Origin of the sequence: Ensifer sp. Root127 (assembly GCF_001425225.1) — a bacterium.
Taxonomy (GTDB): domain Bacteria; phylum Pseudomonadota; class Alphaproteobacteria; order Rhizobiales; family Rhizobiaceae; genus Ensifer; species Ensifer canadensis.
This window is the reverse complement of the sequence record NZ_LMDX01000012.1, coordinates 131,546-158,202: the sequence shown is the minus strand read 5'-3', so window position 1 is coordinate 158,202 and position 26,657 is coordinate 131,546. Positions and strand designations below refer to the sequence as shown.

At 62.9% G+C, this 26,657-nt stretch carries 25 protein-coding genes and 1 riboswitch; of the genes, 7 read left to right on the top strand and 18 right to left on the bottom strand.

Annotated elements, in window-relative coordinates:
- Window positions 1–42: 42 nt before the first annotated feature.
- The 3 genes from ASD03_RS15350 (at window position 43) to ASD03_RS15335 (ending at window position 2,813) form a co-directional block, all read left to right on the top strand.
- Complete coding sequence (locus tag ASD03_RS15350; protein WP_025427418.1) at window positions 43–246, top strand: hypothetical protein; 204 nt, start codon at window positions 43–45, stop codon at window positions 244–246.
- A 455-nt stretch (window positions 247–701) separates the two neighbouring features.
- Complete coding sequence (locus tag ASD03_RS15340; RefSeq protein ID WP_057210910.1) at window positions 702–1,706, top strand: GlxA family transcriptional regulator; 1,005 nt, start codon at window positions 702–704, stop codon at window positions 1,704–1,706.
- Between the two features lie 507 nt (window positions 1,707–2,213).
- Window positions 2,214–2,813 (top strand): YdeI/OmpD-associated family protein, encoded by a 600-nt coding sequence (locus ASD03_RS15335; RefSeq protein WP_025427422.1) that lies wholly within the window; start codon window positions 2,214–2,216, stop codon window positions 2,811–2,813.
- Window positions 2,814–2,869: 56 nt separating this feature from the next.
- Here ASD03_RS15335 and ASD03_RS15330 read toward each other — a convergent pair whose 3' ends face one another.
- The 4 genes from ASD03_RS15330 to ASD03_RS15310 form a co-directional block, all read right to left on the bottom strand.
- Window positions 2,870–3,352 (bottom strand): VOC family protein, encoded by a 483-nt coding sequence (locus ASD03_RS15330; RefSeq protein WP_025427423.1) that lies wholly within the window; start codon window positions 3,350–3,352, stop codon window positions 2,870–2,872.
- Between the two features lie 172 nt (window positions 3,353–3,524).
- Window positions 3,525–4,817, bottom strand: a complete 1,293-nt coding sequence (locus ASD03_RS15325; protein WP_244445410.1) for a diguanylate cyclase — start codon at window positions 4,815–4,817, stop codon at window positions 3,525–3,527.
- A 519-nt stretch (window positions 4,818–5,336) separates the two neighbouring features.
- A complete protein-coding gene (locus ASD03_RS15315; protein ID WP_025427426.1) occupies window positions 5,337–6,170 on the bottom strand; it encodes a response regulator in 834 nt (277 codons plus the stop codon).
- Between the two features lie 142 nt (window positions 6,171–6,312).
- Window positions 6,313–7,380 (bottom strand): cyclic nucleotide-gated ion channel, encoded by a 1,068-nt coding sequence (locus ASD03_RS15310; RefSeq protein WP_057214264.1) that lies wholly within the window; start codon window positions 7,378–7,380, stop codon window positions 6,313–6,315.
- Window positions 7,381–7,590: 210 nt separating this feature from the next.
- On the opposite strand from ASD03_RS15310, the gene ASD03_RS15305 reads away from it, so the two are divergent.
- Window positions 7,591–9,000 carry an adenylate/guanylate cyclase domain-containing protein gene (locus ASD03_RS15305; RefSeq protein ID WP_025427428.1) on the top strand — a complete coding sequence of 470 codons (1,410 nt, stop codon included), beginning with the start codon at window positions 7,591–7,593 and terminating at the stop codon, window positions 8,998–9,000.
- A gap of 32 nt (window positions 9,001–9,032) precedes the next feature.
- On the opposite strand, the gene ASD03_RS15300 is transcribed toward ASD03_RS15305, so the two are convergent.
- The 3 genes from ASD03_RS15300 to ASD03_RS15290 form a co-directional block, all read right to left on the bottom strand.
- Entirely contained in the window at window positions 9,033–9,239 is a 207-nt protein-coding gene (locus ASD03_RS15300) for a hypothetical protein (RefSeq protein WP_025427429.1), read from the bottom strand.
- A 325-nt stretch (window positions 9,240–9,564) separates the two neighbouring features.
- Window positions 9,565–10,233, bottom strand: a complete 669-nt coding sequence (locus ASD03_RS15295) for a PQQ-binding-like beta-propeller repeat protein (RefSeq protein WP_025427430.1) — start codon at window positions 10,231–10,233, stop codon at window positions 9,565–9,567.
- Between the two features lie 9 nt (window positions 10,234–10,242).
- Window positions 10,243–11,463, bottom strand: a complete 1,221-nt coding sequence (locus ASD03_RS15290; RefSeq protein ID WP_025427431.1) for a hypothetical protein — start codon at window positions 11,461–11,463, stop codon at window positions 10,243–10,245.
- 107 nt (window positions 11,464–11,570) lie between these two features.
- On the opposite strand from ASD03_RS15290, the gene ASD03_RS15285 reads away from it, so the two are divergent.
- Together ASD03_RS15285 and ASD03_RS15280 are read left to right on the top strand one after the other, a co-directional pair.
- Window positions 11,571–11,846 carry a hypothetical protein gene (locus ASD03_RS15285; protein WP_025427432.1) on the top strand — a complete coding sequence of 92 codons (276 nt, stop codon included), beginning with the start codon at window positions 11,571–11,573 and terminating at the stop codon, window positions 11,844–11,846.
- A gap of 49 nt (window positions 11,847–11,895) precedes the next feature.
- Window positions 11,896–12,594 (top strand): thioredoxin family protein, encoded by a 699-nt coding sequence (locus ASD03_RS15280; protein WP_025427433.1) that lies wholly within the window; start codon window positions 11,896–11,898, stop codon window positions 12,592–12,594.
- Window positions 12,595–12,742: 148 nt separating this feature from the next.
- Here ASD03_RS15280 and ASD03_RS15275 read toward each other — a convergent pair whose 3' ends face one another.
- Both ASD03_RS15275 and ASD03_RS15270 read right to left on the bottom strand, forming a co-directional pair.
- Window positions 12,743–14,146, bottom strand: coding sequence for a DUF1254 domain-containing protein (locus tag ASD03_RS15275; RefSeq protein ID WP_025427434.1), 1,404 nt, complete (start codon window positions 14,144–14,146; stop codon window positions 12,743–12,745).
- Window positions 14,147–14,326: 180 nt separating this feature from the next.
- Window positions 14,327–15,088 carry an MBL fold metallo-hydrolase gene (locus ASD03_RS15270; RefSeq protein WP_025427435.1) on the bottom strand — a complete coding sequence of 254 codons (762 nt, stop codon included), beginning with the start codon at window positions 15,086–15,088 and terminating at the stop codon, window positions 14,327–14,329.
- Between the two features lie 285 nt (window positions 15,089–15,373).
- Here ASD03_RS15270 and ASD03_RS15265 point away from each other — a divergent pair, with 285 nt between their 5' ends.
- Window positions 15,374–16,126, top strand: coding sequence for a hypothetical protein (locus ASD03_RS15265; protein ID WP_057206249.1), 753 nt, complete (start codon window positions 15,374–15,376; stop codon window positions 16,124–16,126).
- Between the two features lie 48 nt (window positions 16,127–16,174).
- Here ASD03_RS15265 and ASD03_RS15260 read toward each other — a convergent pair whose 3' ends face one another.
- From ASD03_RS15260 to ASD03_RS15220, 9 genes are all read right to left on the bottom strand, one after another.
- Complete coding sequence (locus ASD03_RS15260; protein WP_025427437.1) at window positions 16,175–16,879, bottom strand: peroxiredoxin-like family protein; 705 nt, start codon at window positions 16,877–16,879, stop codon at window positions 16,175–16,177.
- A gap of 85 nt (window positions 16,880–16,964) precedes the next feature.
- Complete coding sequence (locus tag ASD03_RS15255) at window positions 16,965–18,584, bottom strand: caspase domain-containing protein (protein WP_025427438.1); 1,620 nt, start codon at window positions 18,582–18,584, stop codon at window positions 16,965–16,967.
- 467 nt (window positions 18,585–19,051) lie between these two features.
- Entirely contained in the window at window positions 19,052–19,315 is a 264-nt protein-coding gene (locus ASD03_RS15250; RefSeq protein ID WP_025427439.1) for a hypothetical protein, read from the bottom strand.
- Between the two features lie 168 nt (window positions 19,316–19,483).
- On the bottom strand, window positions 19,484–22,240 hold the full coding sequence (locus ASD03_RS15245) for a mechanosensitive ion channel domain-containing protein (RefSeq protein WP_063963245.1): 2,757 nt from the start codon (window positions 22,238–22,240) through the stop codon (window positions 19,484–19,486).
- Window positions 22,241–22,371: 131 nt separating this feature from the next.
- Window positions 22,372–22,932, bottom strand: a complete 561-nt coding sequence (locus ASD03_RS15240; RefSeq protein WP_025427441.1) for a DUF924 family protein — start codon at window positions 22,930–22,932, stop codon at window positions 22,372–22,374.
- Between the two features lie 76 nt (window positions 22,933–23,008).
- On the bottom strand, window positions 23,009–24,013 hold the full coding sequence (locus ASD03_RS15235; RefSeq protein WP_239637572.1) for an iron ABC transporter permease: 1,005 nt from the start codon (window positions 24,011–24,013) through the stop codon (window positions 23,009–23,011).
- Between the two features lie 75 nt (window positions 24,014–24,088).
- A complete protein-coding gene (locus ASD03_RS15230) occupies window positions 24,089–25,042 on the bottom strand; it encodes an ABC transporter substrate-binding protein (RefSeq protein ID WP_025427443.1) in 954 nt (317 codons plus the stop codon).
- Entirely contained in the window at window positions 25,039–25,845 is an 807-nt protein-coding gene (locus ASD03_RS15225) for an ABC transporter ATP-binding protein (protein WP_025427444.1), read from the bottom strand. The genes ASD03_RS15230 and ASD03_RS15225 overlap by 4 nt, the downstream gene beginning before the upstream one ends.
- Before the next feature lie 22 nt (window positions 25,846–25,867).
- Window positions 25,868–26,281 carry a DUF1636 domain-containing protein gene (locus tag ASD03_RS15220; protein WP_025427445.1) on the bottom strand — a complete coding sequence of 138 codons (414 nt, stop codon included), beginning with the start codon at window positions 26,279–26,281 and terminating at the stop codon, window positions 25,868–25,870.
- A 107-nt stretch (window positions 26,282–26,388) separates the two neighbouring features.
- Window positions 26,389–26,605: riboswitch (cobalamin riboswitch) on the bottom strand.
- Between the last annotated feature and the right edge of the window lie 52 nt (window positions 26,606–26,657).

Below are 26,657 nucleotides of genomic sequence, written 5' to 3'. Positions count from 1 at the left end.
ATCGTGGTCGCGACCTCTGAGGCACTCAGAAGGAGCCATGAAATGTCTACTATCCATCTATCACAGACCTCGGAGCGGGCACCCTCCCTCTCGTCCATCCCGGGTCTCTTCAATCTGCGTGCACGCGCCTGGGCTGCCTGGAAGCGCTATGCCAACGAGCGCGCACTTGAAAACCTGTCCTACGACACGATGAAGGACATCGGCTTCCCATCCGTCGACGACGCGGTGCACAAGACCGAACAATGAATGACCGCCTGACCTGTTCTCGGGGACCCAAGACCCCGAGCGCGAACCGCTGAAGGGCATCGTCGAGAAGGCGATGCCCTTCTTCTTTTGTGGTTTCGCCAGATGCCGTCGGGCGTCGAAACGCCCCAAACCGGCCCTTGCGCGAACTTGTCCGATACCGACACCTGGCCCTTTCACCGCCGGCGCGTCGCAATCGGCAAACACAACCCAAAGGCGTTCTTTCTGAAAATTGCGCATCTCTGGCGTTTCTTGTCAGATTACGTCAACGACGCCGGTAAATCTGTCGCATTCCTTACAAAAGCCGCAAAGCCGGCTCGACAGCGGCTTTCCCGCCCCATGTCGCAATGCGAAATGTCTTTGCGGTCGCTGCTTTCCATGTCAATGTCGCAAACAGACAAGCCGGATGGTATCTTCCAAGCGACGAATATACGGCATCGCCAAGCACGGGAAGCCTCATGAACAAGCCCTTGACCAAAAAGCGTTCTCTCGTCTTCTTCCTGGTACCGAACTTTTCCATGCTGCCGTTTTCGGCCGCCATCGAAACGCTCCGCATCGCCAACCGCATGCTCGGCTACGAGGCCTATACATGGCGCCTCACATCGACCGACGGCGAAAAGGTTCTCTCCTCAAGCGGCATCGCGCTTGAGGTCAACTCGTCTCTCGCCGACGAACGCAAGTTCCTGGGCGGGGAAAACCGTCCGTCGATGGTGCTGGTCTGTTCCGGCATCTATGTCGAGGATTTCAACAACAAGTCGGTCAATGCCTGGCTGCGCGAAGTCTACAACCGCGGCGTCGCCGTCGGCAGCCTCTGTACGGGCGCCCATGTGCTGGCCTCGGCCGGCCTGTTGACGGGCAAGCGCTGCGCCATCCACTGGGAAAACCTGCCCGGCTTCTCCGAGAACTTCCCGCAGGTCGACGTCTATGCCGACCTCTATGAGATCGACAGCAACATCTACACCTGCGCCGGCGGCACCGCCTCGCTCGACATGATGCTGAACCTGATCGACCAGGATTTTGGCGAGAACCTCGTCAACCGCGTCTGCGAACAGGCGCTGACCGACCGCGTGCGCGGCCCTCACGACCGCCAGCGGCTGCCGCTGCGCGCCCGTCTCGGCGTCCAGAACGCCAAGGTGCTGTCGATCATCGAGCTGATGGAAGGCAATCTTGCCGAACCGCTGTCGCTCCTGGAGATCGCCGAGGGCGCCGACCTGTCGCGCCGGCAGATCGAGCGACTATTCCGCCAGGAGATGGGGCGGTCCCCTGCCCGCTACTATCTGGAGATCCGGCTCGACCGCGCTCGACACCTCCTCATCCAGTCGTCGATGCCGGTCGTCGAAGTCGCCGTCGCCTGCGGCTTCGTCTCGGCGTCGCACTTCTCCAAGTGTTATCGCGAACTCTACAACCGCTCGCCGCAGCAGGAGCGCGCCGACCGCAAGCTGACGCTGCAGATGGCGCGATAGGAACTGGTGCGAACACACAAAAAGTGCGGGTCATCCGCCCTTTTTGTTGGCAACAGGCCGTCCCTTCTTAACCTATCCGGCGATGTGAGCCCGCCAGCCGCCAAAACTTCCCTCATTCCTGTGCCTGTCACAGGAATCCAGCCAGCCCAAGTCCTTGGGCTGAAATGCCCCCTAACCCGACAGACGTCGGGTCGCTGGATCCCTGCCACAGGGGCGAGGATGAGGAGAACGGGGTGCAAACCTCGTTGAAGACGGTATCGGTCCGAATTTCAGATGGAACCGTCCGCCCAATTTGCGGTTGCGCTTGCCGCCGCAGCGATACCACAGACCACCTGGCCCGCTTTGTCGCCCCTCATTTCCCGCCATTCTGGAACCCGCTCCACCCACGTTCGCGCTTGCGTCGATCCGCATTTTTCGCTTGAACGGAAAAGGAGAACGCGTGGCCGCGCCGCAGCCGGAACGTGCTGGCACGCCTCCGCCGCTTGAACATCAGGAGCATTTCACCCCATGGCACCCGTGATCATCGATCCGAGCAAGGTCCACGAGTTCGAAGACAAAGAGCGTTTCTATGTCTGGCTCGGCGCCAACCATGCCGGCGAAACCGAGGTCTGGATCAAGATCCACAAGGTAAGCTCCGGCCTCAAATCGATCACGCCGAAGGAGGCGATCGACGTGATCCTGTGCTGGGGCTGGATCGATGGCGTGCGCAAGAGCCACGACGACCAGAGTTACATGCAGCGCTACACCCCGCGCGGCAAGAAAAGCATCTGGAGCCAGATCAACGTCGACAATGTGGCCCGGCTGATCGCCGAAGGCCGGATGACCCCGTATGGGCTGAAAGAGGTCGACAAGGCCAAGGCCGACGGCCGCTGGGATCGCGCCTATGGCAGCGGCAAGGAAATGAAGATCCCCGACGACCTGCAGGCAGCGATCGACGCCGAGCCGCAGGCGCGAGAAATGCTGGCAAAACTCAGCGCGCAGAACCGCTTCGCGCTTGCCTTCCGCACGCACAATATGAAGACCGAGGCCGGCCGCCGGAAAAAGATCGAGACCTTCGTCGAGATGCTGAAGCGCGGCGAGACGATCTACCCGCAGGCGCGGAAATAGCGCAGGCCACACCGTCAACCCTTGTCCATGAGCGCACCTGTTCAGCCGGATCTGGCTCAGGTCCGGGCGTGGAAGGCGCGCTCCAGTTCGGCGATATCGAGCTTGATCATGCCCAGCATGGCCTCGGTCACACGCCGGGCGCGCTCGCGGTCGGTATGGGCAACCATGTCGCCGAGCGCTCTCGGCACGATCTGCCAGCAAAGACCCCAGCGGTCCCGCAGCCAACCGCATTGCTCGGCCTGCCCGCCGTTTTCAAGCAGCGCATTCCACAGGCGATCGATCTCCTCCTGACTGTCGCATTGGATCATGATCGAGAAGGAATGGTTGAACGGGTCCAGCGGTCCGGCTTCGAGCGCGGTGAAGTTCTGGTTTCCCAGGGTGAACTCGATCACCTTGACGCTGCCCGCCGGCCCGCTCGGCGAATCCGCCGGCATCACCGTCGTGCGGACGATCGCCGAATTGGGCACGAGCGAGACGTAGAGTTCGACGGCCCTGAGGGCGTCCTTTTCGAACCAGAGATTTGAGACAACTTTGGTCATATGCGGCTCCTCTTCGCAGGCCCGGATCATGTCCGGCTGCTTGGAAGACGTTTCGCCGATGCCGAAACCGACAATGCTTCGCGATTCATTGCAATCATCGCGGCTAGCGGCACTAGCTCGCCACCATGCAGGAACAGGTCCTTGGCCGGACAGCGTCGCGGATTGCGGCTCGCTACGACGCCAGTGCGTCGAGCAGTGCGAGCTCCGAAATCACCCGGTTTCGCCCGGCGTGCTTGGCCATGTAGAGAAACTGGTCGGCCGCATGCAGGTAGTTCTCGAAGGACTCCGGCGCCTCGATGGTCGCAAGACCGATCGACACTGTAATCGACAGTTCCTCGTCATCCGCAACGATGCGCGATCTCGCAAGCTCGATGCGCAGCTTCTCGCAGAACGTGAAGGCGCGCTGGACGTCGAAGCCGTTGAACAGGATGCCGAACTCCTCGCCGCCGAGGCGGGCAAGCAGGTGTTCGTCGCCGACCAGCGTCGTCAACCGCTTGGCCACATGCTTCAACACGACGTCGCCGATCTCGTGGCCATAGGTGTCGTTGAGGCGTTTGAAGTGGTCGATGTCGAGAATGGCGATGGCCGTGGTCTCGCCGCGGCGCAGGCACTGCTCGACGAGGCGCGGGCCGGTCAGGAAGAAATGGCGGCGATTGTAGATATCGGTGAGATAGTCGCTCGCTGCCTGTCGCTGCAGCGTCTGCAACCGTTTCTGGATGCCGGCGGCATAGGCGATGCGACCGTTGAACTCTGCCTCAAGGAATGGCTTCTGGATGAAGTCCGTCCCGCCGGCCTCAAGGAACCGCGCTCCGATCCGGCGGTCGCCGCTGTCGGAAAGCGCGATCACCGGCAGCGCCTCATCGCCCTGGCGCCGGCGCACCTCGGCAAGCAGCGCTGCCCCAGTCATGTCGGACAAATCAAGATCGGTGACGACGATATCGATCGCCTCGCCGGAATCGAGCACCAGCAGCGCATCGGCGGCGCAAGCGACCTCGCACACCGAAATCCGCTGCCGGCGCAGGATGCCCGCAAGCTCGACCCGCGACGGCGTGTCGGAATCGGCAAGCAGCACCGTCGTCTTGCCATTGGTCAAGGCCCGGTCCACGGCGCCGATCAGGAGATTGATCGATTCCGGCTGGTTCTTGATGACACAATCGAGCGCGCCGCGACCGAGGATCTGGTCGCGCGTGTTGTCGTTGAAGGCCGCGGTGAAGACGACGGCCGGAACGTTGTTGGCGAGGATGAAGTCGAGCGCCTCACAATTGGGCGCGTCGGGAAGATTGAGGTCGAGCACGGCGAGCGAGAAGCTATCCGGCGCTGCGGTCATTTCCTGGCGCAGCGCCTCCAGCGAGGCGCAATGGGTGACACGAATACCATGCACCGTTTCCAGGCCGTATTTCAGCGCGGTGGCAAACATGCGGGAATCTTCGATCAGCAACATGCGCTTGTCGCTGTGCTTCTGCACAGAATTGATCCGACCTGGCGTGCGGCGCAATCTCACGTCCCTGCAAATCCCGATTTCGAGCCGCAGGCGTGCTGTCCCAAAAAGGGCGACGCTGGCTCCCAATATACAATTATACCCGGCACGGATCGCGCCAGACATTTTGTCTTGGCATGACCAGGCGTTACCGGGCTCCCCACTTTTGTTGCGGCCGATTGAAGACGGTCCGGATTGCAATTTCGTTAATGCGGCAACCGTAAGAGGGCTTTTCTCGCGACCCCGGCAATTTTAGGGGTCGCAAGCGCAGGAAAGCGGCAGATGCGCCGGCGTGTGTAGCCGACGGATGAGCGCCACCGCCTCGAAACGGAGGTGGCGGGCGGGATCAAGGCGCCGACAAACGGCGCATCCGGCAGCCAGGTTCGCGGAGTTCGCAGGCGCGTTAAAGCGCGTCGCGATCTTTCAGATTCGCTTGCCGCGCTTCAAGTTCTTGTTTTTACGCATGTCGTTATCGCAAAACCGCAGCACACTTTTGCGCGACATGCTTTAGGCCGGAACTTTCACCTTTTCGCTCAAGGTCTTGATCTTGATCAGCGTGTCGAGGTTCTGGTTGACGCGGCAATAGAACTCTTCGTTGACGAAGGGGCGCACGACGAAATCGTTGCCGCCGGCCTTGAGGAAGCGTGCCGACAAGAGCCGGTTGGTCGAGGACGAGACGCCGATGATGCGCAACTGGTGCGGCCCATAGGTGCCGCGAATGCGCCGCGTCAGCTCGAAGCCGTCGATGTCGGGCATGTTGTAGTCGGTGATGACGAGGCCGATATCCGGATGGTTCTTGAGGATTTCGAGCGCCGTCGCACCGTTTTCTGCCGTGCTGGTGCGGAAATTGTAGCGTTTCAGCTGCGTCGTCAGCAGCGCGCGCGCCGTCGGGCTGTCGTCGACGATGAGCACATGGTGCTTGTGGTTGGTGAGAAACCGGCAAACCGATTCCGCCAGCATGTCGACGGCAAAGACGCTGTCCTTGATGACATAGTCGACGATCTCCTTGGCCAGGATCTTCTCGCGCGTACTTTCCTGGAAGGAGCCGGTGAAGACCACGGTCGGCACGCTCATCTCGATGAGATAATTCAGCGCCTCGCCATTCTCGGCACCGGGCAGGTTGATGTTGGAAATGGCCAGCGACGCCGGGAATGTCGCATTTTCGACGGCAAACTGCAGATCGTCATAATCGCGGCAGACGATGACGTCGATGTCGAACAGCTCTTTCAGCCGCTTCGAGACCATCGACGAAAACAGATTGGAGTCCTCGGCAAGCACGATGCGGTGCTCAGCAAGAGATTCACCGGAATAGTACATTCCGGAAACGCCGAAAAATGACATTGATCGCCTATAAGAAAGAGTGTCCCCGAAGCCATGCTAGAGGAGAAAGACTTTCCCGGCTGTTAATGAGGTAGCCGTGAAATGCTGCTTGGCGCGCTTGCATTCAGGTCTGCGCATACGACCCAATAGCCCTGCGGGGCCGTCAAGCCTTCGGCGTCGCTCCGCGCCGCTCGAGCGCAGTCTTGCGGATGATGTCCGCGATCTCCGGGTTGCTGCTGGACAGCATCTGGAAATCCTCCGAATACAGCGACAACAGCGAGACCTCGGTCGCCGCGCTGACGGTCGCCGAGCGGGGCTCGCCCGTAATCAGCGCCATCTCGCCGAAGAAGCTGCCAGCGTCTAGCTCCACCGGGTTCGGTGTCGCGATACTGACGCGTCCCTCGACGATGAAGAACATCTGGTCGCCGGCCTCGCCCTTGCGGCATATGACAGCGCCCGCCGGCACGACGCGAGGCCTCAGCGCCCGCACGATCTCGACGAGCGCCGACGAGCCAAGCCTCTGAAACAGTGGCACGGTCGCCACCAACTGCCAATTGCGCACGAAGTCCCGGCGACGGACCTCTTCGTAGAAGCCGGTGGCGAGGATGCCGGCCCAGAGCGCAAAGATGCCGATGCCGCACATCATGACCAGCCCGGCAAGGACGCGGCCGGCGAAGCTTTGCGGAATCTCGTCTCCATAGCCGGTGGTCGACAGCGTCACCACCGCCCACCACATCGCCTGGGGGATGCTGCCGAACGTGTTAGGCTGGACGTCGCGCTCGATGAGATAGGCCGTGAGCGCCGCACCAAAAAGAACGATGCCGAAGATCGAGGTGATGCCGATCAGGTTACGTGCCTGTTTGGTCAGGACGCTGCCCATAAGCCGGAAGAAGGGCGATCCGCGCAGAGGCTTCAGCAGCCAGATGGCACAGTAGAGGGTCTGATCGCGCGTGCCGACAAACAGCACCGCGGCGAAAGGAACCAAGACAGCAAGCACATCGATAGCAATCGCCGGCAGCCTGTCCCAAAAGTCTCTCTCGCGCGCGGCGATCAGCGTCACGATCAGTTGCAGGACATAGATGGCCCAGATGAGAGCAAGCAGGACCTCCAAATTGAGCCTGGTTCGTCCGGTCATGTCCGGCGTCGTGAGTGCAGCGACCGCCACGAGCCCAACCACGGCGAGCAGCCCGCCGAACGGCGCAGAAATCTTCGAGAACGGCCGTGCCGACATTCATGCTCCCGCGGCCTACCACCCTCTTAGCATAAGATGCTTCAGGCCAAGCGCAATGGGGCCAACGAGACGACCCTGGAGCAGAGTTGACCTTGGCAAAAGCGTCGACGCGGCGCCGGCTCCCATCGGCTGGTCGAAGAGCCGGCTCAGTTTCTCAGCCCGCCAAGACAAGGCGCTGACCGCGCGCCCATTTCAGTATAAGATACCACCATGAGCGAAACCCAGGCCCTCTTCGACGTCCTGCGCCAGTCGGCGGCACCCGCCTTCGCCGATGCCATCGAGCGGCACGTGCGCGACGCGCCGGACCGCAAGCTCGGCCGCATCAATGCGCTCGCCTTTGCCGCCGAGCACGGGCTGGACGAAGAAAAGACGATCGCCGGTTTCCTGCACGCCTCGCGGCTTGGTCTGTTCGAACTGTCCTGGAATGTGCTCTGCCCCGGCTGCGGCGGGGTGCTCGACGCCAACACCTCGCTGAAAACCGTGCAGAGCGAGGCCTATACCTGCGCGCTTTGCGCAGCCGGCTACGAGCCGACGCTGGACGAGATGATCGAGGTGACGTTTACCGTCAGCCCGCGCGTCCGCCATATCGAGGCCCACAATCCGCACGAGCTTCCAGCCGCCGAATATTTCCGCCAGGTCTACTGGGGCTCCGGTGTCGACCTGCCTGAAGACGATTACGAGGCGAAGGCCGAGGAGTTCATTCTCGAGACTCTCGAACTGCCGCCCGGCGAAAAGGCCGTCATCGCGCTGCAGCTTCCGGCCGAGTTCATCATCATCTTCGAGCCGGTGACACACGCAGCGCAGTTCATCGACGTGTCGGGAGAACCGACGAAGGAAAGGCGCAACCTATCCCTGGTGTTCGATCGCACCCATCGGCATAACGAGACCATCAGCATGCAGCCGGGTCCGCTGCGGATCCAGGTGGAGAACCATGCGGAGGTGCGCACGCTGCCCACGGTCTGCGTCGCCGGCGAAGCGCTGCATGCGCTGCTCGGGCGCCGTCGTCCTTTCCTGACGGCCAAGCGGCTGCTGTCCAACCAGACATTCCGCGACATCTACCGCACCGATACGATCGACGTAGACCAGCGCCTGAAGATCACCAGCATGACATTCCTGTTCACGGACCTTCGCGGCTCGACCGAGCTTTACGAGCGTGTCGGTGATCTCGCCGCCTTCGATCTGGTCAAGACCCATTTCACCGTGCTCAACGAGATCGTTGCCGCCGAAGCCGGCGCCGTGGTCAAGACGATCGGCGACGCCGTCATGGCAACCTTCCCGACGCCCGATCGGGCGATCGCCGCGGCCATGCGGATGCGCGACGCCATGCGCGAGCTCAATCACGAGCGCAGCAGCGAGGACCTGCTGTTGAAGATCGGCATCCATGAAGGCCCCTGCATCGCCGTCAGCCTCAACGAGAGGCAGGACTATTTCGGCCAGACGGTCAACATCGCCTCGCGCGTGCAGCACCTCGCCACCGCCCAGGAGATCTTCGCCACCAGCACGGTGCTGCGCAATCCGGCCGCCGCCGACCTGCTCAGCGAGCGCGGCCTCAACCCGATGACACACAACGTCACGCTGCGCGGCATCACCAACGAGATCAGCATCTTCGCCATACCTTGATCGTGATGTCGGCAAGCGCGTTCAGCGCGCGCTCAGGATCCCAACAACTCCAGGAAATCGAAAAACATCGAGGGCGAGTAGGCGAACAAAACGCCGCTGCCGTAACCGATCAGCCCGTACAGGCTCGCCCCGACCCAGCCGTGGCTTTGCCACCCATAGACAATACCTACAGATGTCGCCGCGCTGATGATGGCAAGGACCCAAACACCGTGAATGAAGGACTGGAACGTCCTAGCCATTCTTGCCTCTTCCAAAGCGCCGCCTATTACTTGGCGCAAACGAACGTCGCGGCCACGAGACGGATTTGCGGGCGCCGATTTTCGTCTCTGCATTGTAGGTAGGTACGCCTGCACGCTTTGACCAGAGGTTCGGCGCGTGAGCGTTGCATCGCTGAAGCCGGCCTGACAATTCGTTGAGCCGGCACCGATTTGAAAAGAGACTTCGGCAACTGATGCAAGACGTTACGGCGTCCTTGTCGCGTCAGCGTAGGCACGCGACGCCGCGACGAGGCGACAAGGCGCTCTGCTATTCCTCACGATGCGCGGGACATAGAGAGAGCGTGGATTATTTGCTTCTGGCGCTGCGGTCGGCGGCCTCCGCCCGCTTCGGCCGGCGGATGGCTCTGACCTTGCCGCTTGCGCCTCCGCCGCAGAAGAAACGGTCGCCGCCATCGGCCTCAAGCCCCGACACGCCCATGCCGGCCGGCATGTCGAGCCGCTCCAGCACCTCGCCCGTTTGCGGATCGATGCGCCTGACATCGCTGTCGTCGCCTTCCCAGGTGCCGTGCCACAGGTCGCCATCGACCCAGGTGACGCCGGTAACGACACGGTTTGACTCGATCGTGCGCAGGATGGCCCCCGTCTCGGGATCGATCTGATGGATTTTTCGCCCCCGATGCTGGCCCACCCACAGCGTACCTTCCGCCCATGCAAGGCCGGAGTCGCCACCGTTGCCCGGCGCCGGGATCGTCGAAAGTACGCGGCCGGTCTTCGGATCGATCTTCTGGATGCAATCCTCGGCGATCTGGAACAGGTGCTCCCCGTCGAAGGCCGTGCCCGCATGGGCGGCGACATCGATGGAACGCACCGTCTCACCGCTCTCGGGGTCGAGCGCATTCAATTTGTCGCCGGTGGCAAACCAGACGTGATGGCCGTCGAACGTCACGCCATGCACCTGCTCGGCACCGGGAAAGGGACCATATTCGCGGAGAATTTCGGCTGAGGCTTTTTTCATGGTTTCATCCTAATCGCTCGGCAGCGGCCCGGGGAGTAACAACACTGTCGGGAAACCCGGCACCGGCGGCGTCATCCATCGGCGTGCACGTCCCCGCCCGATCGGCTGCACCTTGCCAGCCGCGCAAAGCGCGTCAAGCGCCCGCTGCACCGTGCGCGGGCTCGCCCCAAGCGCAATCGCCAGCGCCGAACTCGCCCACGCCTCGCCATCAGCGAGCAAGGCAAGCACCGCGCCGTGCTGTCCCTCGACGGGCGGCGCCAGCACGGCGACCTCGCGAGCGTGCCGCGGCACCAGCACAAAGCCGCGCGCTGTCGCGCTTACCTCGGCCACATCCCGTAGCTCAGCGCGAAGCCGTCCGATTTCGACGCGCAGTCGCGCCCGGTGCGATTCGTCTGCGTGCCTCGCCCGGAAGGCGCGGGCGAGAAGCGCGCTCCTCGAAGCATCCCCCGGCCAGGCTTCAGCCAGCGTCCTGGCAAGCGCAAAGAGAACCGGGCGCGTCGAGAGTGATGCTAACCTATCACCTGCCCGCACGACATGCCGGCATGCATCGATGACCAGCGCGCCGGATGCCAGCAGCGCCGCGACCTCTTCGAGCAGCAACGCCCTCTCCTCGCCACGGGCGATCAGGCGCGCAGCCGGCTTGGAGAGCGCTAAAAAGGCGCCGTCGACTTCGGCGGTCAATGCCGGGATACCGGCTTCACGCGCCGCCTCGCGCGCCAGCGCCAGCTGAGCGCGCGCCGTCTTCGTCTGCAGGCGCCTGACGGCGATGCCGGCGACAATGAGAGCGTTGGCGGCGCGTGATGCGGGCGGCAGCGGCATCGGGTCGAAGCCGTCAAGCGCCTGCTCGGCTTCATCGAGGCGGCCGATCAGGACGAGACGTCGGACCTGGAGATTGCGCGCATGGGCGGCGTTGACGCGGTCGCCATGGGCCTCGAGCACAGCCCGCGCCGTCTCAAGCGCCTTCTCCGGCCAGCCAAGGTCGCGTGAAACCAGCGCAATCTCGGCGTCAGCCACGACACATCGCGCCCGTGCCACCGCTTCCCTTGGGCCGAATGCACGCGCGGCACTTTTCAGCAGGGCTTTTGCGCGTGGGAAGTCGCCGAGCTGCGCCATCGCGATCCCGCGCAGCGCCAGCGCCGGCGCGTCGTCGCGCAGTGCGACGCGTTTCAGCGCGCCGAGCGGATCGCCCGCCGCCAGCGCCCGCGCCGCAGCCGTGATCAGCGAGTCCATCGCAATCCCGTCAAACTTGTAACTCCCGCACTCTCAGCTTCGGACGCTAACTGTATTCGCAGACCCGCAACGACCTGCGCAACCGCCGAACAAATGGATAGCCGAAAATGTCGACGCACAGAACCGGAACGATTGAAGGGTCGCGAAGGGCGATAGCTCGTGGCGCGGCCGATCGGCTCCCTCTCCTCGCCAGTCCGACCTTTGCGTTCATGGCGCTTTTGACCGGCGTTCTGAGCATCGGCGAGCCGGACATGCTCTGCACGACCTCAGCCGCGTCCCCGCTGACGGGAATGGTGGCGATGTACGGGCTGATGAGCGCCTTCCATTCCGGGCCGTGGCTGCGGCTGCTCTCCGGACGGCGAAACTCTACCCATCGGCCGTGAGCCCCGATCGTTGCCACCAGACAAACATCTCAACACCAAGGAGACCACGATGCAGAACGAAATCGTTTCACCCGAGGCGTGGCTGAAGGCGCGCCTGGACCTGCTTGCCGCCGAAAAGGAATTCTCCCGTCAACGGGAGGCGCTGACGCGCCGCCGCATGGAAATGCCCTGGGAGCGCGTGGAAAAATCCTACCAGTTCGACGGGCCGAACGGCGCCCTGTCGCTCACCGATCTCTTCGACGGCCGCTCGCAGCTGATCGTCTACCACTTCATGCTTGGTCCCGACTGGCAGGAAGGCTGCAAGCACTGCTCGTTCTGGGCCGACAATTTCAACGGCATCCCGGTTCATCTCAACCATCGCGACGTGACCTTCACCGCCGTATCGCGCGCACCGCTCACCCAGATCGAGGCTTACAGGAAGCGGCTGGGCTGGAGCTTCCCATGGGTGTCATCCTTCGGCAGCGACTTCAACTTCGACTATCAGGCATCCCGGACGCCCGAACAGCTCGCCAAGGGCGAGGCCTACTACAACTACAAGATCCAGCCGAGCACCGTGTCGGAACAGGTGGGCATCAGCGTATTCTACAGGGACGACAGGAACGAGCTGTTCCACACCTATTCCTGCTACTCGCGCGGCGTCGAGATGCTGAACGGCGCCTACCATTTCCTCGACCTCGTACCCAAGGGCCGCGACGAGGACAGCTTGAATTACCCGATGGAATGGGTGCGCCGCTGCGACCAGTACTGAGGCCACGATCAATACCGAGGCAAGGTGACCGGCCGCAGTGCAGCCGGTCGCCACCTATCGCGGCGTGTGGTGCGACGCGCGAGTTCTCCACCGCAAGGGGCACACGACGCGCAGCCACATGACGGCTGCCCCGGTTACCGATCCCGGATCATTCGCGTACCGGCTCGACGTCCGGCAGCACCCACGTCTTTTCGAACAAGGCCTTTGTCGGCGCGTAGAGGCGGAACATAAGTTCGAAGTCGCGCTGCGAATCGGTCGGGATCCAATTCGACTCTTTTCCATCAGGAGCTTTCGGACCAAGGTAGATATCGACCGAGCCGTCGGCATTCTTCTGCAGTTCGGCGACCTGCGAGGAACGGCTGGCGTGCGGCATATTGCGGATCAGCGCGTGGGTCTGGCGATCGTAGGCGGTCAGCGACCAGTATTGCTCGACCGGGACATTGGCCGGTACCGTCAGCCGGTAGGTCTTCGACCCCTCGAAAGCCTGGCCGTCCTTGTCCTTGATGGCAATAAGGTAGAACTGCCCCGCCCCCAGGCGCTTGATGCCGACATAGGCATAGCTGTAGGTGACGCCGCGAATATCGACGGGATAGGCATCCGGCTCATCGTACGACGCCTGCGCCGCCTTGACGAGCTCCGGGTCGGCCGGGAAATTCCAGCGTCCTTTGTCATAGAAGGGTTTCAAGCCGGCATCGTATTTCAACTCGAGCCATTCGCGGGCCTCCTCTATTCCTACCGCGAGCGCCTCGGTGGTCGTGGCTTCCGGCCTGAACGGCTTTCCCTTCTCGATGCCGAGAGACCGCAGCTGATCGATCATCGCCCGGTCCCGCGCCAGCCATGGTTCGCTCTGGACAATGCGATCGAGCGACTGGAAGAAGCTGACATCGTAGCGGATGGTACTGTCGAACAGCACGTCCCTGGCATCGGTAAACACCGTCTCCGGCGGAGATGCCGCCTGGGACAGCGGATAGACCTTCAGCCTCTTGGCGTAGGCCACGGACTTTTCGATATCAGCGTCGGCGTGGCTGGCGAGGTTGGACCGCAACAGCGCATAACCGCCATAGGTATTCGACTTCAGTGGTATGTAGCCTTCGGGGATCGTCCCGACATAGCCCGGCGGCAGAACGAGGTACTTTCCGCCCTCGCCCTGGTCGGCGCCGGACGGACCGGCATCCTCCAGGGGCATCTGCCACACATCGACAATGTTGCCGTTGATCGATCCACCCTCGGCAGGGGGCACCTCGATGACCACCGGCCCGACATCACGGGTATCGGTGAAGGTCATCAGATAGATCGCATCCGGGTTGGGCGTCAGCGTCTGATTTTGCCAATCGAGCGGACGGGACCAGTAGACGATCTCGTTGACCTTGCCCTTGGTCTTGGTGAGCATTTCCTGGAGCATCAGATCATAATTGACCGCTGGCATGCCCCAGATCACTGCCTCCACCGCACGACGCTCGATCGTCCGCCGTGCGAGTTCATCGGGTGAAAGTGCTGCGGCGGCCGACGACATCGCCGCCAGAGCCATCGCCGCAAAAAACAACCGCCTCATGCTGCCCTCCTGCCAATTGGCCGTGGAGCTACAGCATTGTCCGAATCGATCGCAGACGTAAGTGCGTTACTGTAAATGCAGACGCGAGAGCGGAGTTAGACGGCGGCAGCCGTCTGCGAATGCGAGAGCCGCCTTTCCGCTGAGGGCCAGCATGACTCGCGATGGCGCCCGCGCTCGAAATTATGTCGCAGCCCCTTCAAGAACCAGGACATCACCATCGGCCGGGATTCGCAGCTTCATCGCCGAAATCCCGCTGTTATCAGCAGCTTCGCGCAGGTCATGCCGGGTGATCGTGGCGTGGTCGAGCGCCTCCATATGCGTGGCGACGACCACGGCATCGCCGGATGTTTCGCAGACGGCAACGGTTTCCTGCGCATCCATGACGATGAGGTCGCCGTCCCAGCGGGCACCGCAGGAATGGGTGACGATGATGTCGGGCTTCGTCTCGGCGATCACGCTTGCCACCGGCGGATAGAGCACGGTGTCGCCGGCCCAGTAGATCGACGGTTCGCCCGCAGCTTCAAGCGTGAAGCCCATGACCGAGCCCATCAGCTCGACGACGGCCCCAAGGCCGTGGCTGCCTTCGCGCCGCGTCAGCGTCAGCCCCTGCCAGCTGGCGCGGTCGACAAGCGGGATCACGTCGGTAAAGCCCGCGGCGCGGATCTCGCCTTCATCGCCAGGCTGACAGAAGATCGGCAGATGCTTCGGCAGCCGTTCCTTGGCCACATCGTCGAAATGGTCGGAATGCAGGTGCGAAACGATGACCAGTTCCACGCCATCAAGGATCGCCTCGATCGACACCGGCAGCTCGACCATCGGGTTCTCGGACCGGTTGGCAAAGGACGGCAGGCTGTGTTTCGGCGCCAGATAGGGATCGATCAGCACCGTGCGGCCGGCATAGTCGAGCTTCAAGGTGGCGTTGCGGATCAGCTGCAGTTTCATGGGGCGCATCCTCTGGCGACATCAGGTGTTTGACGGTCGCCGGATGGTTACGATTGCGGCGACAAAATCAAGCCCCGAAATGCGACCACGGCCGGGCGAGCCGGACACGCGGCGTGGTCCCGACGACGCGGATGGGGCTGGGAGCGCCGACCGCGGGAACTGCCCGCGTTCGCAATTACCACCGCCAAAGGAGACAATCCCTAAAGTTGCATTGTTCTACCGAGCAGAACTTTAACGACCTATCGCCAAACGTGGCGACAAGCACGAGCAATCGGGAGAGACATCGTGGAAAACGTCATTAGCGGCGGAGCCTACGCGCGGGCATGGGCATGGCGTTTTGGCCTTTTCGTCGTCGTCACCCTGGCATTTCCGTTTATCGTGTATGCCCTGGTCCATATGAGCGGCGCCGCCAGAACTGATGCTGCCGGCGCCTTCGCCGTGGTGCTTGGCGTCTATTTGAAGCCGATCATCTACCTGACCTTCGCAGCGTCGCTTGCACGCATCTCGATCGCCCGGAGCAAGGTAGTCGGCATGCCGGGCAAGATCGGCATCTACATCGTCCTGCTTGCCCTGTCCGATCTTCCCTTTGCGCTCATTTTCGGGGCGCACTGGGGCGTCGCTTTCTTTTTCGGCTTCGCCGGCCCGCAATTACCCACTTCGCTCCTGAGCGCGGTCATTGCCATCATCACGCTGAGTCTTGCACGCGCACCAAGCGGTCCGATGAACGAGGGCCACGCCGCCGCGTATCGCGTCTGGTCCACCCTGCTCGTTCTCATGATGGCGTACGGCCTGCTCGGGCTTGCGATAATGCTGTGGCCATTTTTCTTTGGCCTGCATGGCTTTGGTCTCTACGGTGCGCTGACCTGGGCCAAGGTCTACCTGCACCGTTTCACCCTTTATCCCGGCCTGCCGCTGTCGCTGTTCATCGCTGCCTCGGTCTATCTCATCTACGCCAGCCGAAAACACACGGGCGGACCGGCCGAGACAGGCCAGCCCCAGCGCGGCGCAACAACAAGCTTCGGTCTTCGGCGCGACTGAAACATCACGCATGCAGGAGCGCGGTTGATTTCGCCACGGCAGCATCCATCATCGCGGCCCCTGGTTGGCGGAGGAAACCGCCACATCTCCTGCGGCGGCAATGATCTGCTCGGCGGTCGGCAAGGTTCCAAGGCCCTCGGGGCCGTTGCGTGCCTCGACCTCGGCCCAGGCAATATGGCCTGACCCATCGACAAGGAAATGGCCGACAAGCTGGGTGCCATGGTTCTCGAAGATGGACCGGTCGACGTCATTCAGCTCGAAGCCATCCTTGGTGTTGAGCACGGTATTGGCCTCCATCGGGTGTGCCGGCTCGGCCATCTCGTCGTTCGGATTGATGCGCGCTGCGGCAAACTGTTCGAAGCTGGCGTGAAAGGGCCATTGCTTCTTTTCCTCACCGTCGGCCGGGGCGAAGACCACGCGCGGCACGCCGAAGTCACGATGCGTGCGGCACTCCGGATCGCACAACACCGTCACCGGCGTCGGCTGAAACTGGAGATAGAGCCTTGCCCGCTCGAGCGGCGTGTTGATCACGGCCAGTGTCTCGACGCCCGCCTCGCGCAAGGCGGGCTGGAGCGCGGAAAATTGCCGCAGCTGGCGCCGGCAGAACGGGCAATGCAGGCCGCGAAACAGCCCGATCAGAAACGGGCGTCCGCGCAGGTCCGCGAGCGAAACCACGCCCCCGACGTTGGCGGCGGGTAGCGAGAAGGCCGGAGCAGGCTCGCCCGGTTGCAGTGCGCGGATCGCTTGGCTCATGCTGACTATCCTCCATCTGGGTCCGAAGATCACGCTGTTGTGTGGCCGCGACGCCGTTCCGGTCGGTCGCCATGCCGCGGCCCTGTCACCGCCAGCTGCAGTCCCAGGGCTGCCCGCGGGCGGCGCGGTGGCACACGAAGGTGCGGCCGCAGGAATGCATGGCGGATCTCATCGTGCGTCCGCGCCCCGTGCCGCGCTCCAGGGTCTGGCGGGCTGCGAGCTGGGCACTGGCCGGGCAGTTGGCAAAACTCTTTTTCTTGGCGTCGTCAGGCGCCGTAATGGTGTTCGATGGCGCTTTCCTGGTCGGCGTCTCGTCGGTGCTGCGCGTCTTCGCCGGCTCCGGCAGCTTCGCCTCGCGCTTGATATCGACGCAGCGGCCGCTCTTCAGCTGCTGGTTCTGGGCGCAGACGAGCGGGCAGATCCGCGCCTTCTGCGACCGCAATCGTTCCAGCACGCCATCAGACGGCTCAAGGGCCGCAAGCTCGACCTTGATCAGTTTGGCGAACTGCTCCAGCGCCCTGCGGCTTCCGAGACCCCAGAGCCCGTCTTCGCTGCCGGCGCGGCAGCCGACGCGGTTCAACTCCTTCTGGATCGAGCGCACCAGCTCCCGGTCGGGCGAGGCGGTTTCAAGCGTCGGGGTTTGGTTGGCCAGCGGCTGGGTCAATGCAGCCACCTGCTCCGTTGCGGTGGGCAGCCCCCCGACAGGCGGTGCTTGCTGTTTCGCCCCCTCGGCTTCCAGCTGCGCAGCCGCAACGTCGGCCGCCGCACGCTCGATGATCCTGATTTTCGCCTTCGCCAGCGAGACGAAGGCACCACCAGGATATTGCTGCAGATAGGCGTCGAACAGGTCTCGGTCGCTCGATCCCTTGATCGTGTCCCAATAGGCAAGCTCGGCGGCGTTGTCGCCCTTGTCGCCGCCGGCCGACGCCGCAGGCTCCGTCGATGTCGATGGCTTCAGCACCACCTCGCCGGTCAGCGAGGAATTGTCCCAGGGCACCTGCTTGCCATCGGTCGCCTCCAGCACGTCACGGCGCACGTCGATCAGCTCACGGGTGATGTCGCGTCCGGGCTTGCCGAGGTGGCGCAGCAGCGCCGCCGTGAACGGTGAGTTGCGCCCGGCGCCGTCGAGCGCAACGTTGCCGGGCTGGGTGGCAAAGGCGATCAGCGAGCCGATGCCGGTACCGACCTTCGCCAGCCCCCGGCCGATCGAGCTGGAGCGCGTGCCCATCGAGCGGGCAAGATTGACTGCCAGCGGATTGTCGCGGCAGGCATCGAGGAACACCAGATTGACCCGCGTCTCGCGCTCCATCGCCGAAAGGATCAGGTTCATCGGTACCGCCTCGAATTCAAGGTCGATATAGGAGAGAAGCTTGGCGTCGATGGGAGCGATATAGTTCTCGCCGTTCACCTGCAGGCCGTGGCCGGCATAGTAGAACAGCGCGAGGTCCGCACCGTCGAGCTTGCCGACGAAGTCGCGGATCGTGTTGCGCACGCCGGCAAGATCAAGATCGCGACCGACGACGACCTCGAATCCCAGCGCTTCAAGCTTGGCGGCCATGTCGCCTGCGTCGTTGTCGGGGTTGGGAAGCTCTGGCACATATTGGTAGGCCGAGTTACCGATGACCAGCGCCACCCGCCTTTCGGCAAGCGCCTGCGAACATATCAGCACCAGGAAGACCGCGATGACGATGCGAAGCCAATGCATGCCATACCCCCCGGGCATGCCCATGCATGCCCCCCGCTGCACGTGTCCTTAAATCGTTGTCGATTTAGGGATAAAACCTGCAGCAATTCAAAGCGCTACAGCGACCTTTGCGCGTCTGATAAGACGCGCGGCGCTGTCTTAACTCGCCTGCCCCGCCGCCGCACAGCGCCTGTTGTCGCAAGGGTGCGATCCATTGCCGGCCCTGTCAATGCCGCCGACCCGCCCTTGCGTCACCCGGTCTGCGCGAAACCTTGTGGACGCTTCGTCTCTGGAATAACGGGCGATCGCCGCATTTCATTCAATTGCCAAATGGGATTAGCGCGTCCTCACCCCTTCGGTTTAGGGCTGCGCGCAGGCCGCTTTTGCCGGCGAGGTCGCGCACCGATGCATCTGGCGCGATGTCGTGAAACGGAAAACGGCGCCGGGTGATCCCGACGCCGTTTCGAATTCCGTTTGAAGAGCTGCGCTTACTTGACGATCGCCGAACCGTTGACGATCTCGACATTCTCGTCGCCCTGCAGGCCGATACGGTCGCCGCTCGGCGTGGTGACGAAGCAGCCGCTGGGGCAGATCATCTCGGTGGCGCCGGCGCTGATCGCCACTTCCATGCGGCTTTCGCCCTCGACGACAACCAGAACAGCAGTCTCGCCATCCTTGTTCGTGACAGTCGCGGCCGAAACCGCCCCTGCCGCCAGCACGCCGGAAAGCAAAGCAATCACAAATGTCTTCATCGCCCATCGACGCCCGCGGCGCCGCCCTTTTGCACAGCCGTCCGCCCCGTCGGATAAGCGACGGTGGCTCCGGCCACCTCTTCAGCCCATGACAGCCTAGACCGTCAAAAGAAGAATTGCATGCTTTTTATCGCGGGCAGGCTGAATAGCGGCTGAACGCTCCGTTTATCAGCGGTTGGGGTTTGAGCGGCGGCTGGAAGCGCGGCGCTTGCCGCCTTCCTCTTCATTTTCCTCGTCAAGCGGCGCCGCGGAAGCGGTTTCCTTTTTCGAGGCTGTGGCCCTCGCCTCGGCCGACGTTGCGCCCTTTGGCTCGCCGACGGTTTCCGGCTCGTGGCTCTCGATGCCGGTCTGATCTTCGATCGGCACGTCCTCGATCTTCAAGGGGAACGGTGCACCGATGCCCTCGTCGCGGAAGCGCTCGTAGATGGCCACACGCAGATCGTTGCGCACGCCGCCGCCGGTCAACACATCGGCCACGTAGATCCGGAGTTCGAAGGTCATGCGGTCATCGCCAAAGGAGGTGAAGCCGACGCTTGGCGACGGGTTCTTCAGCACCATCGGATGGGCGGCGGCAATCTCGGCCAAGAGATCCATGATCCGCCGGGGCTCGCTGGCATAGGTGACGGTGACGGCGATTTCCGAACGGCCGAGCTTGTTGCGGTGCGTCCAGTTGCCGACCGACGCGTTGATCAGCAGCGAGTTCGGCATCATGATCGACTGGTGCTGGAAGGTCTCGATCTCGGTGGCGCGCACCGAGATGCGCTTGACGAAGCCTTCCGTCGTGCCGCTGACGATCCAGTCGCCGACCTTGAACGGACGCTCGACCAGGAGAATGAGGCCCGAGACGAAGTTCGAAACGATGTTCTGCAGACCGAAACCGACGCCGAGCGAGAGGGCACCGGCGACGAGCGCGAGATTGGAAAGGTCGATACCGGCAGCCGAAAGGCCGATCAGGCACGCGAGCCCAACGCCGATATAGCCGATGCCGGTGCGGATAGAGTTTCTGACGCCCGCATCCACCCGGCTGCGCGCCATGATGTTGCCGTCGATCCAGCGCTGCACCCAGCGGGTGACGATGTAACCAAGAATGAAGAACAGGATGCCCGCCATGATGCCCATGAGCGAGATGGTGATGGTGCCGATCTTGATCTCGGTGATGGCGCGATAGGTCCAGGATTCGATGTCGGCGACCTGGAAGCCCCATTGCAGCAGGATCAGCGGAATGAAGAACAGGGTCACCAGCGCGTAAATGCTGAGGCCTGCCACCAGGCCCACCTGATCGAGCCCGACCTGTTCAAGTTTGAAGCGGCGCTCGAGATAGCGCCCGGCTGCCGTTTCGGCGAACGCCCCCTGGCGCGAGACCGCCTTGCCGGTGAGGAAGCCGATATACATCATCACCAGGATCGCGCCTGTAATGATGATCTGCGTGGCGATGAAGCGGGACAGGCCGACATAGCCGGTAGCGGCGGCGATGATGAGCGACGCGCCAGTCAGGATCAGAACGATGGAGACCAGGCGCGGCCACGGGCGACCCGGCGCATCGAAAGGCTCATCGTGCTTGAGCGTCGGCTTGATCCAGGCCGAAGCAATGATGATCAGACCGATGATGACAGAGGCGGTGAAGCTCTTCACCACCGTCAGCACGACCGGCGAGCCGAGCGCTTCGCTGACGCCGCCGAACATGTAGTCAAGGCCGTTGACCAGCGCCATGGCGAAGATGGTGACCAAAAGCACCTTGGCGCCGCGATCCGACACGCGCACGAGGCGCCAGCGCGAGTCCGACGGCGACAGCACCGCATTGGCGAGCGTGGTCACGAAGAACCCGACCACCGTGACCGCAAGCGCAATCGCGATGATCGGCGTGATATCCGAACGCAGCACGTTGAAACTGTGCAGGAAGAAGAAGCTCGACAGCGCAAAGGCGCCTGTCGAAATGGTCGGAATGAATGTCGACCAGAAGGCAACCGACAGACGCCGGAAATAGCTCGGCTCCTCGTCCGACTTGTCGTGGTGGATATAGGGTGAAAACAGCTTGTTACTGCCGACGAGGAAGACGAGTGCGGCACAGATCGACAGGAAGATCGCGGTCAGCAAGGGAATCCGCTTGTATTTCCAGACGAAGGTCAGCCAGCTCATCGTGCTGCGCGACAGCACCTTGGTTTCATTGGCCGTTGCCGACAGCGCCTCGTCGAACATTTCGACCGAAACGTCGGTGTTCTTCAACAGCGTGTTGGAAAACAGCGCGCGTCGCGTCGCCGTGATGCCGTTCGACAGTTTCGTCGCCTGGACCGAAAGGCCCTCGGCCTCCCCCGTCAGCGCATTGATCTCGCCGCGTTCGGCAAGCAGCCGCTTGCGCTCGGCCGTGACGATATCGGCTTCCGGTGGCTGCCCCGCGCCCGGTGGATCGCCGAGTTCGGTCAGCCGCGCCTTGATCTCGTCCAGCCGCGGACGCGTGGCGATCGAGGTCGAGATGATCTGCTTGGCGACGGCATCGACCTGCACCTTGAGCTCGGCAAGCGCAATGTCGTCGTCACTGGCCTTGGCAATGAGGTCCCTCAGCCGCGCCAGTTCCTTGCCGGCGTGAGCCAGTTGCTCCGCCGTCTGGCTCTGGCCGGCTTCGGCAGCAACGGCTGCGTCGGTCGGCTGCGCTGGCGTCGCGGCGTTTTGCGCCGGTTGGGCAGCACCCGCTGCAGGCTGCTGCACGTTCGCTGCCGGCTGCGCCTTGCCGTCGGCGGCCGGTTGTGTGTTCTGGGCAGGCTGCGCGCCGCCCTCGGCAGGCACTGCCGGAGCTTGAGCGGGCTTCTCGCCGGGTTGCGTCGTCGTCTGCACCGGTTGGGCGTTTTGCGCCACGACAGTGCCGGCACCGGCCAGCGACAGCAGGCAGACAGAAACAGCGAACAACTTTGCCACGAAATGCAATTTCAAAACCCTCGGAAGCCCAGACCTCGCCCGGATGCGGAATCGCCCCGGCAGCCGTCACAATGCGGTTTGAATACGAAAGACGGCGGAAAGATGCAAAGACACGGTAAAACATGCCTTCACAGCCCGTAAAACTGTCAGAATCCTGCGCCCGGCTGCGCCAGATAGGTCAGTTCCGCCGCCGTCGACGTCCGACCGACGAAGGCGTTGCGGTGCGGGAAGCGACCATAGGTCTCGATCACCTCCCGGTGCCGGATTGCATAATCGATATACATGGGATCGCCGAGCTCGGTGAAAAGCTTCACCGCCATCGTCTGATCCGTCAGGTTCTCCGAGTGCTCGAACGGCATGTAGAAGAACGCCCGCCACTCCGGCCGGACCGCCATGTCGGCGCCGGCGCCGACGGCGAGCTTGGCTTCCCGGAGCGCCAGGCCGTCGGTCGCAAAGGCAAGCGGCGTCCCCCGATACATGTTGCGCGGCAACTGATCGAGAAGCACGATTGCCGCCAGCCGGTTTTCCGGCGTCGCCCGCCAGATGTCGCCGATCTCCCTGGCAAGGGCGAGGTGCGACGCCTGGAAGCGCAGGAAGCAATGTTCGTCCAGCTCGCGCGACGGCTTGAACCAGTGGTCGAGCGACAGTTCCTCGAACCAGAATTTCAGCACTTCATCCGGGGTGCAGGCCTCAGCTTGATGGGTCATTCGCTCCTCATGTCATGCCGTGGGGACGGTCGACCTATCAGATAGGCGGCAATCGCACCGTGTCCATGCCGCTGGCTTACGCGCGACGCTTCAAAATGGCAATAAAAGCCATGCCGCCGACAAGCCCGGTGATGACGCCGATCGGCATATCCTCGGGCGCCATGACGACGCGGGAAAAGAGGTCCGCCCAGATCAGCACCAGCGCCCCGACGAAGGCCGAAAGCGGGATGACCCGGACATTGTCGCTGCCGGCAAACAGCCGCACGAAATGCGGCACCATCAGGCCGACAAAGCCGATCGCGCCGGAAAAAGCGACCATGACCCCGGTCAGAAGTGCGGTGACGACGAAGAGGACGAGGCGGAACCGGCGAACGGGAATGCCGAGCGTCGTTGCCGTCTCGTCGCCCATGGCAAGCGCATTGATCTCGCGCGCCCTCAGCACGAGGTAGCCGAGGCAGGCTGTCAGCACCACCGCGGGATAGACAAGATGCGGCCATTGCGCGAGCCCGAGACCGCCGAGCATCCAGAAAATCACCGTATGCACCGCCCTTGGATCCCCGAGGAAAATCATCAGGTTGCCGACAGACGTCAAGGTGAAGGCAACGGCCACGCCTGATAGCACCAGCCGGTCGGCATTGGTGCCGAGCACCCTTGTCACGAGCGCAACAAGTGCGGTCGCAGCCAGCGCGCCGGCAAAGGCAAACAGCGGCACCGTGGCAAGGCCGAGAATGAGTCCGGTGTGCAGTAGCGCGATGATCGCGCCGAGCGCGCCGCCGGAGGACACACCGAGCAGATGCGGATCGGCAAGCGGATTGCGGGTAACCGCCTGCAGCACGGCGCCGGTCAAGGCCAGCCCGGCTCCAACCAGCCCGGCAAGCACGACACGCGGCAGGCGCACGTCCCAGACAATGCTTTCGCGCCCCGCCGACCAGACGACGTCGACGCTGCCGGGCGACAGCTTCGAGGCGATGATCGACCAGACGGTCGAGACCGGGATGGGCGCTGAACCCCATGAGACGGCGGCAGTGATCGTCAGGCACAGCAACAGCAGCGCCGCGAGAATGGCGGTCGTGGTTTTCACAGTCCGTCCCTGGTCAATTATTGGAATGGAAAGGCGGGAGCATGCGAAACGGCATGCTCCCGCAGGCCGCCTCGGTTACATCGCCTGCCCGTGAAAGGCCCTGGCAAGGCGCGCAATGGCATCGATGTTGCGTGGACCCGGTGTCGCCTCGACATAATCGAGCACGACGAAGCGGTCATTCCTGACGGCATCGATGTTCTTGAAGGCGGGGTTGCTCTTCATGAAGGCGATCTTCTGCTCGGCGGTGACCTCGCCATAGTTGACGATCACCACCACCTCAGGGTTCTTGTCGATCACCGGCTCCCAGGAAATCTCGGTCCAGCTCTTCTCGATGTCGTCCATGACGTTGACGCCGCCCGCCGCCTCGATCATTGCCGTCGGGATACCGAACCGGCCTGACGTGAACGGCTTCTCCTCGCCGGAATCATAGACGAAGACGCGGGTCGGGCGTTCGATGCCGCCGGTGTCTGCAGTGATCTTGTCGAGATCGCGGCGATAACCGTCGACCAGCGCCTGCGCCCGATCCTCGACGCCGAAGATGCGGCCGAGATTGAGGATATCGACGAACATGTCGTCCATGACAGGCTTGCCCTTGGCCATGACGTGAATGCAGGATTCGGTCAGCTCATAGACGTTGATCTTGAAGGGTTCGAGCGTTTCCGGCGTCACCTCGCCCCCGACCTTCATGCCGTAGTTCCAGCCGGCGAAGTAGAAGTCGGCGTCGGCATTGAGCAGCACTTCCTTGGTCGGATATTTTTCCGAAAGCTCCGGCAGCGCCTTGACGCCTTCGCGCAGCTTTTCGTCCAGCGTCTTCCAGCCGGATACGCCGGTATAGCCGACCATGCGGTCCTGCAATTTCAGAGCCAGCATCATTTCAGTGAGGTTGACGTCGTTGGAAACGGCGCGCTTCGGTGCTGAATCGAAGGTCACCTCGCGGTTGCAGCTCTTGACGGTCACGGGATAGGCGAGCGCCGGCGTTGCCGCCAGAACCAGCAGGGCAAAGGCGGAATGGGCAATGAAGGTCTTCATGAAATCAGTTCCTGTCGAGCAAGTGAAAAGGAAAAGCGTGCGCCGCTCGAAACGGCATTGTTGTGGGCAGTGGCGGTGACGCCGAAGGCGGCGGAAAGCGCTTGTGGGTTGAGCACGTCTTCGGGCGGGCCGAAGGCCGTCATGCGTCCCTCCGTCAGGATCGCCACATCGGTCGCGAACTCGGCTGCCAGGTTGATGTCGTGCAGCGTGGTGACGATCGTCAGCTGCAGCGTCTGCAACAACTCGAGAATTTCGAGCTGGTGGCGGATATCGAGATGGTTTGTCGGCTCGTCGAGAATGATGATGCGCGGCTGCTGGGCAAGCGCCCGGGCGATCAGCACCCGCTGCTTCTCGCCGCCCGAAAGCGTCGCGAATTGCCGCCCGGCAAGGTGGGTGAGATCGAGATGCTCGAGCGCGTGCGCAACCGTCTCGCGGTCCCTCGCGGTCCAGCCGCTCATGCCCTCACGCCGGGGGATGCGGCCCATCATCACCACGTCGCGCACGCTGAAGGGAAAGTCGCTCGGCATTTCCTGCAGCACGACGGCAATGATCTTTGCCGCCTCGCGCGCCGTCATCGCCCAGATGTCGACGCCATCGACCTCGATTGCGCCCGCTATCGGCTGGGCCGAGCGATAGAGGCAGCGCAGCAGCGAGGTCTTGCCGGCACCGTTCGGCCCGAGAATGGCAAGCCGGCTGCCGGGCGCAATGGCAAAGTCGATCTCGCGGACCAGCCGCAGGTCCGGGCGCGGTCCCCAATCCAGGGCGTGGACCCGAAGCCCGGCCCCTGTCGCGGTGCAGCTCATCGGCTCGTCCCTCCCCGCGCCATCATTGGAAATGCCAGCCGATGTCTTCGGAGACCAGCATCGCTGCCGGGATGCGCGCCAGCGTCTTGCCGTTGAGCCCGCGCGGCCTCTCGGCCGCCCGCGTCATGCCATCGCCCCTTCCGGCATAGGTGGTCGCGAACGAGACGAGATCATCGATATCCTCCTCGGGCGAGATATCGCCAAAGAGGTAGGTCGCCTTGCCGGTTGCCTGGAAAGCGATGGTGCAAGGCCTGGTACACGCGGCCATGCAGACCGTCCCAGTAATGGAGAAATCCCGGTCGAGCGGCTCGCCGAGCGCGGCAATACTGCGGTTCAGCCGCTGGATCAGATCCGCTCCCGGACGGCATGGGCCGCCGGTGAAACGGCAATCGGTGCAGACCGTTATCGTGTGCTGTCGGGAAACCGGATTGGCCATGTCTCTTCTCCTCCGGATTGGTCCGGAGAGAATGTGGCAACGCGGCATGATGACGGATGACCGTCGCGCAAAAACCAGTTCTTTTCCATCGGAACACCCCGTCCGTTGTGGTTGATCGGTTCGATGGCAGGTCTCCTGGCTCGCGGGTCGCGGCGCATCCACGTCTTCCCGGCTGATCGCCAGTGACATGGTGTGAATGCGCTTTCCGCTCACAGTTGCGGGGGCAGCCACGGTTTCGGCCCCATTTGGGTCGTCCGCTCCGTGTTCCCTTTTCAGCCGCTTCCGCATTGTCGCGGTTGCAGCACCATCAAAGCCTTCGTCGCACACTTCGGCGGAGGTGACAACCGCCGCGACAGCACGGCCTTGGCCTATCAAC

Coding starts and splice junctions, on each gene's coding strand:
- ASD03_RS15350 (WP_025427418.1), top strand. CDS start 43: ATGTCTACTATCCATCTATCACAGACCTCGGAGCGGGCACCCTCCCTC.
- ASD03_RS15340 (WP_057210910.1), top strand. CDS start 702: ATGAACAAGCCCTTGACCAAAAAGCGTTCTCTCGTCTTCTTCCTGGTA.
- ASD03_RS15335 (WP_025427422.1), top strand. CDS start 2,214: ATGGCACCCGTGATCATCGATCCGAGCAAGGTCCACGAGTTCGAAGAC.
- ASD03_RS15330 (WP_025427423.1), bottom strand. CDS start 3,352: ATGACCAAAGTTGTCTCAAATCTCTGGTTCGAAAAGGACGCCCTCAGG.
- ASD03_RS15315 (WP_025427426.1), bottom strand. CDS start 6,170: ATGTCATTTTTCGGCGTTTCCGGAATGTACTATTCCGGTGAATCTCTT.
- ASD03_RS15310 (WP_057214264.1), bottom strand. CDS start 7,380: ATGTCGGCACGGCCGTTCTCGAAGATTTCTGCGCCGTTCGGCGGGCTG.
- ASD03_RS15305 (WP_025427428.1), top strand. CDS start 7,591: ATGAGCGAAACCCAGGCCCTCTTCGACGTCCTGCGCCAGTCGGCGGCA.
- ASD03_RS15300 (WP_025427429.1), bottom strand. CDS start 9,239: ATGGCTAGGACGTTCCAGTCCTTCATTCACGGTGTTTGGGTCCTTGCC.
- ASD03_RS15295 (WP_025427430.1), bottom strand. CDS start 10,233: ATGAAAAAAGCCTCAGCCGAAATTCTCCGCGAATATGGTCCCTTTCCC.
- ASD03_RS15290 (WP_025427431.1), bottom strand. CDS start 11,463: ATGGACTCGCTGATCACGGCTGCGGCGCGGGCGCTGGCGGCGGGCGAT.
- ASD03_RS15285 (WP_025427432.1), top strand. CDS start 11,571: ATGTCGACGCACAGAACCGGAACGATTGAAGGGTCGCGAAGGGCGATA.
- ASD03_RS15280 (WP_025427433.1), top strand. CDS start 11,896: ATGCAGAACGAAATCGTTTCACCCGAGGCGTGGCTGAAGGCGCGCCTG.
- ASD03_RS15275 (WP_025427434.1), bottom strand. CDS start 14,146: ATGAGGCGGTTGTTTTTTGCGGCGATGGCTCTGGCGGCGATGTCGTCG.
- ASD03_RS15270 (WP_025427435.1), bottom strand. CDS start 15,088: ATGAAACTGCAGCTGATCCGCAACGCCACCTTGAAGCTCGACTATGCC.
- ASD03_RS15260 (WP_025427437.1), bottom strand. CDS start 16,879: ATGAGCCAAGCGATCCGCGCACTGCAACCGGGCGAGCCTGCTCCGGCC.
- ASD03_RS15255 (WP_025427438.1), bottom strand. CDS start 18,584: ATGCATTGGCTTCGCATCGTCATCGCGGTCTTCCTGGTGCTGATATGT.
- ASD03_RS15250 (WP_025427439.1), bottom strand. CDS start 19,315: ATGAAGACATTTGTGATTGCTTTGCTTTCCGGCGTGCTGGCGGCAGGG.
- ASD03_RS15240 (WP_025427441.1), bottom strand. CDS start 22,932: ATGACCCATCAAGCTGAGGCCTGCACCCCGGATGAAGTGCTGAAATTC.
- ASD03_RS15230 (WP_025427443.1), bottom strand. CDS start 25,042: ATGAAGACCTTCATTGCCCATTCCGCCTTTGCCCTGCTGGTTCTGGCG.
- ASD03_RS15225 (WP_025427444.1), bottom strand. CDS start 25,845: ATGAGCTGCACCGCGACAGGGGCCGGGCTTCGGGTCCACGCCCTGGAT.
- ASD03_RS15220 (WP_025427445.1), bottom strand. CDS start 26,281: ATGGCCAATCCGGTTTCCCGACAGCACACGATAACGGTCTGCACCGAT.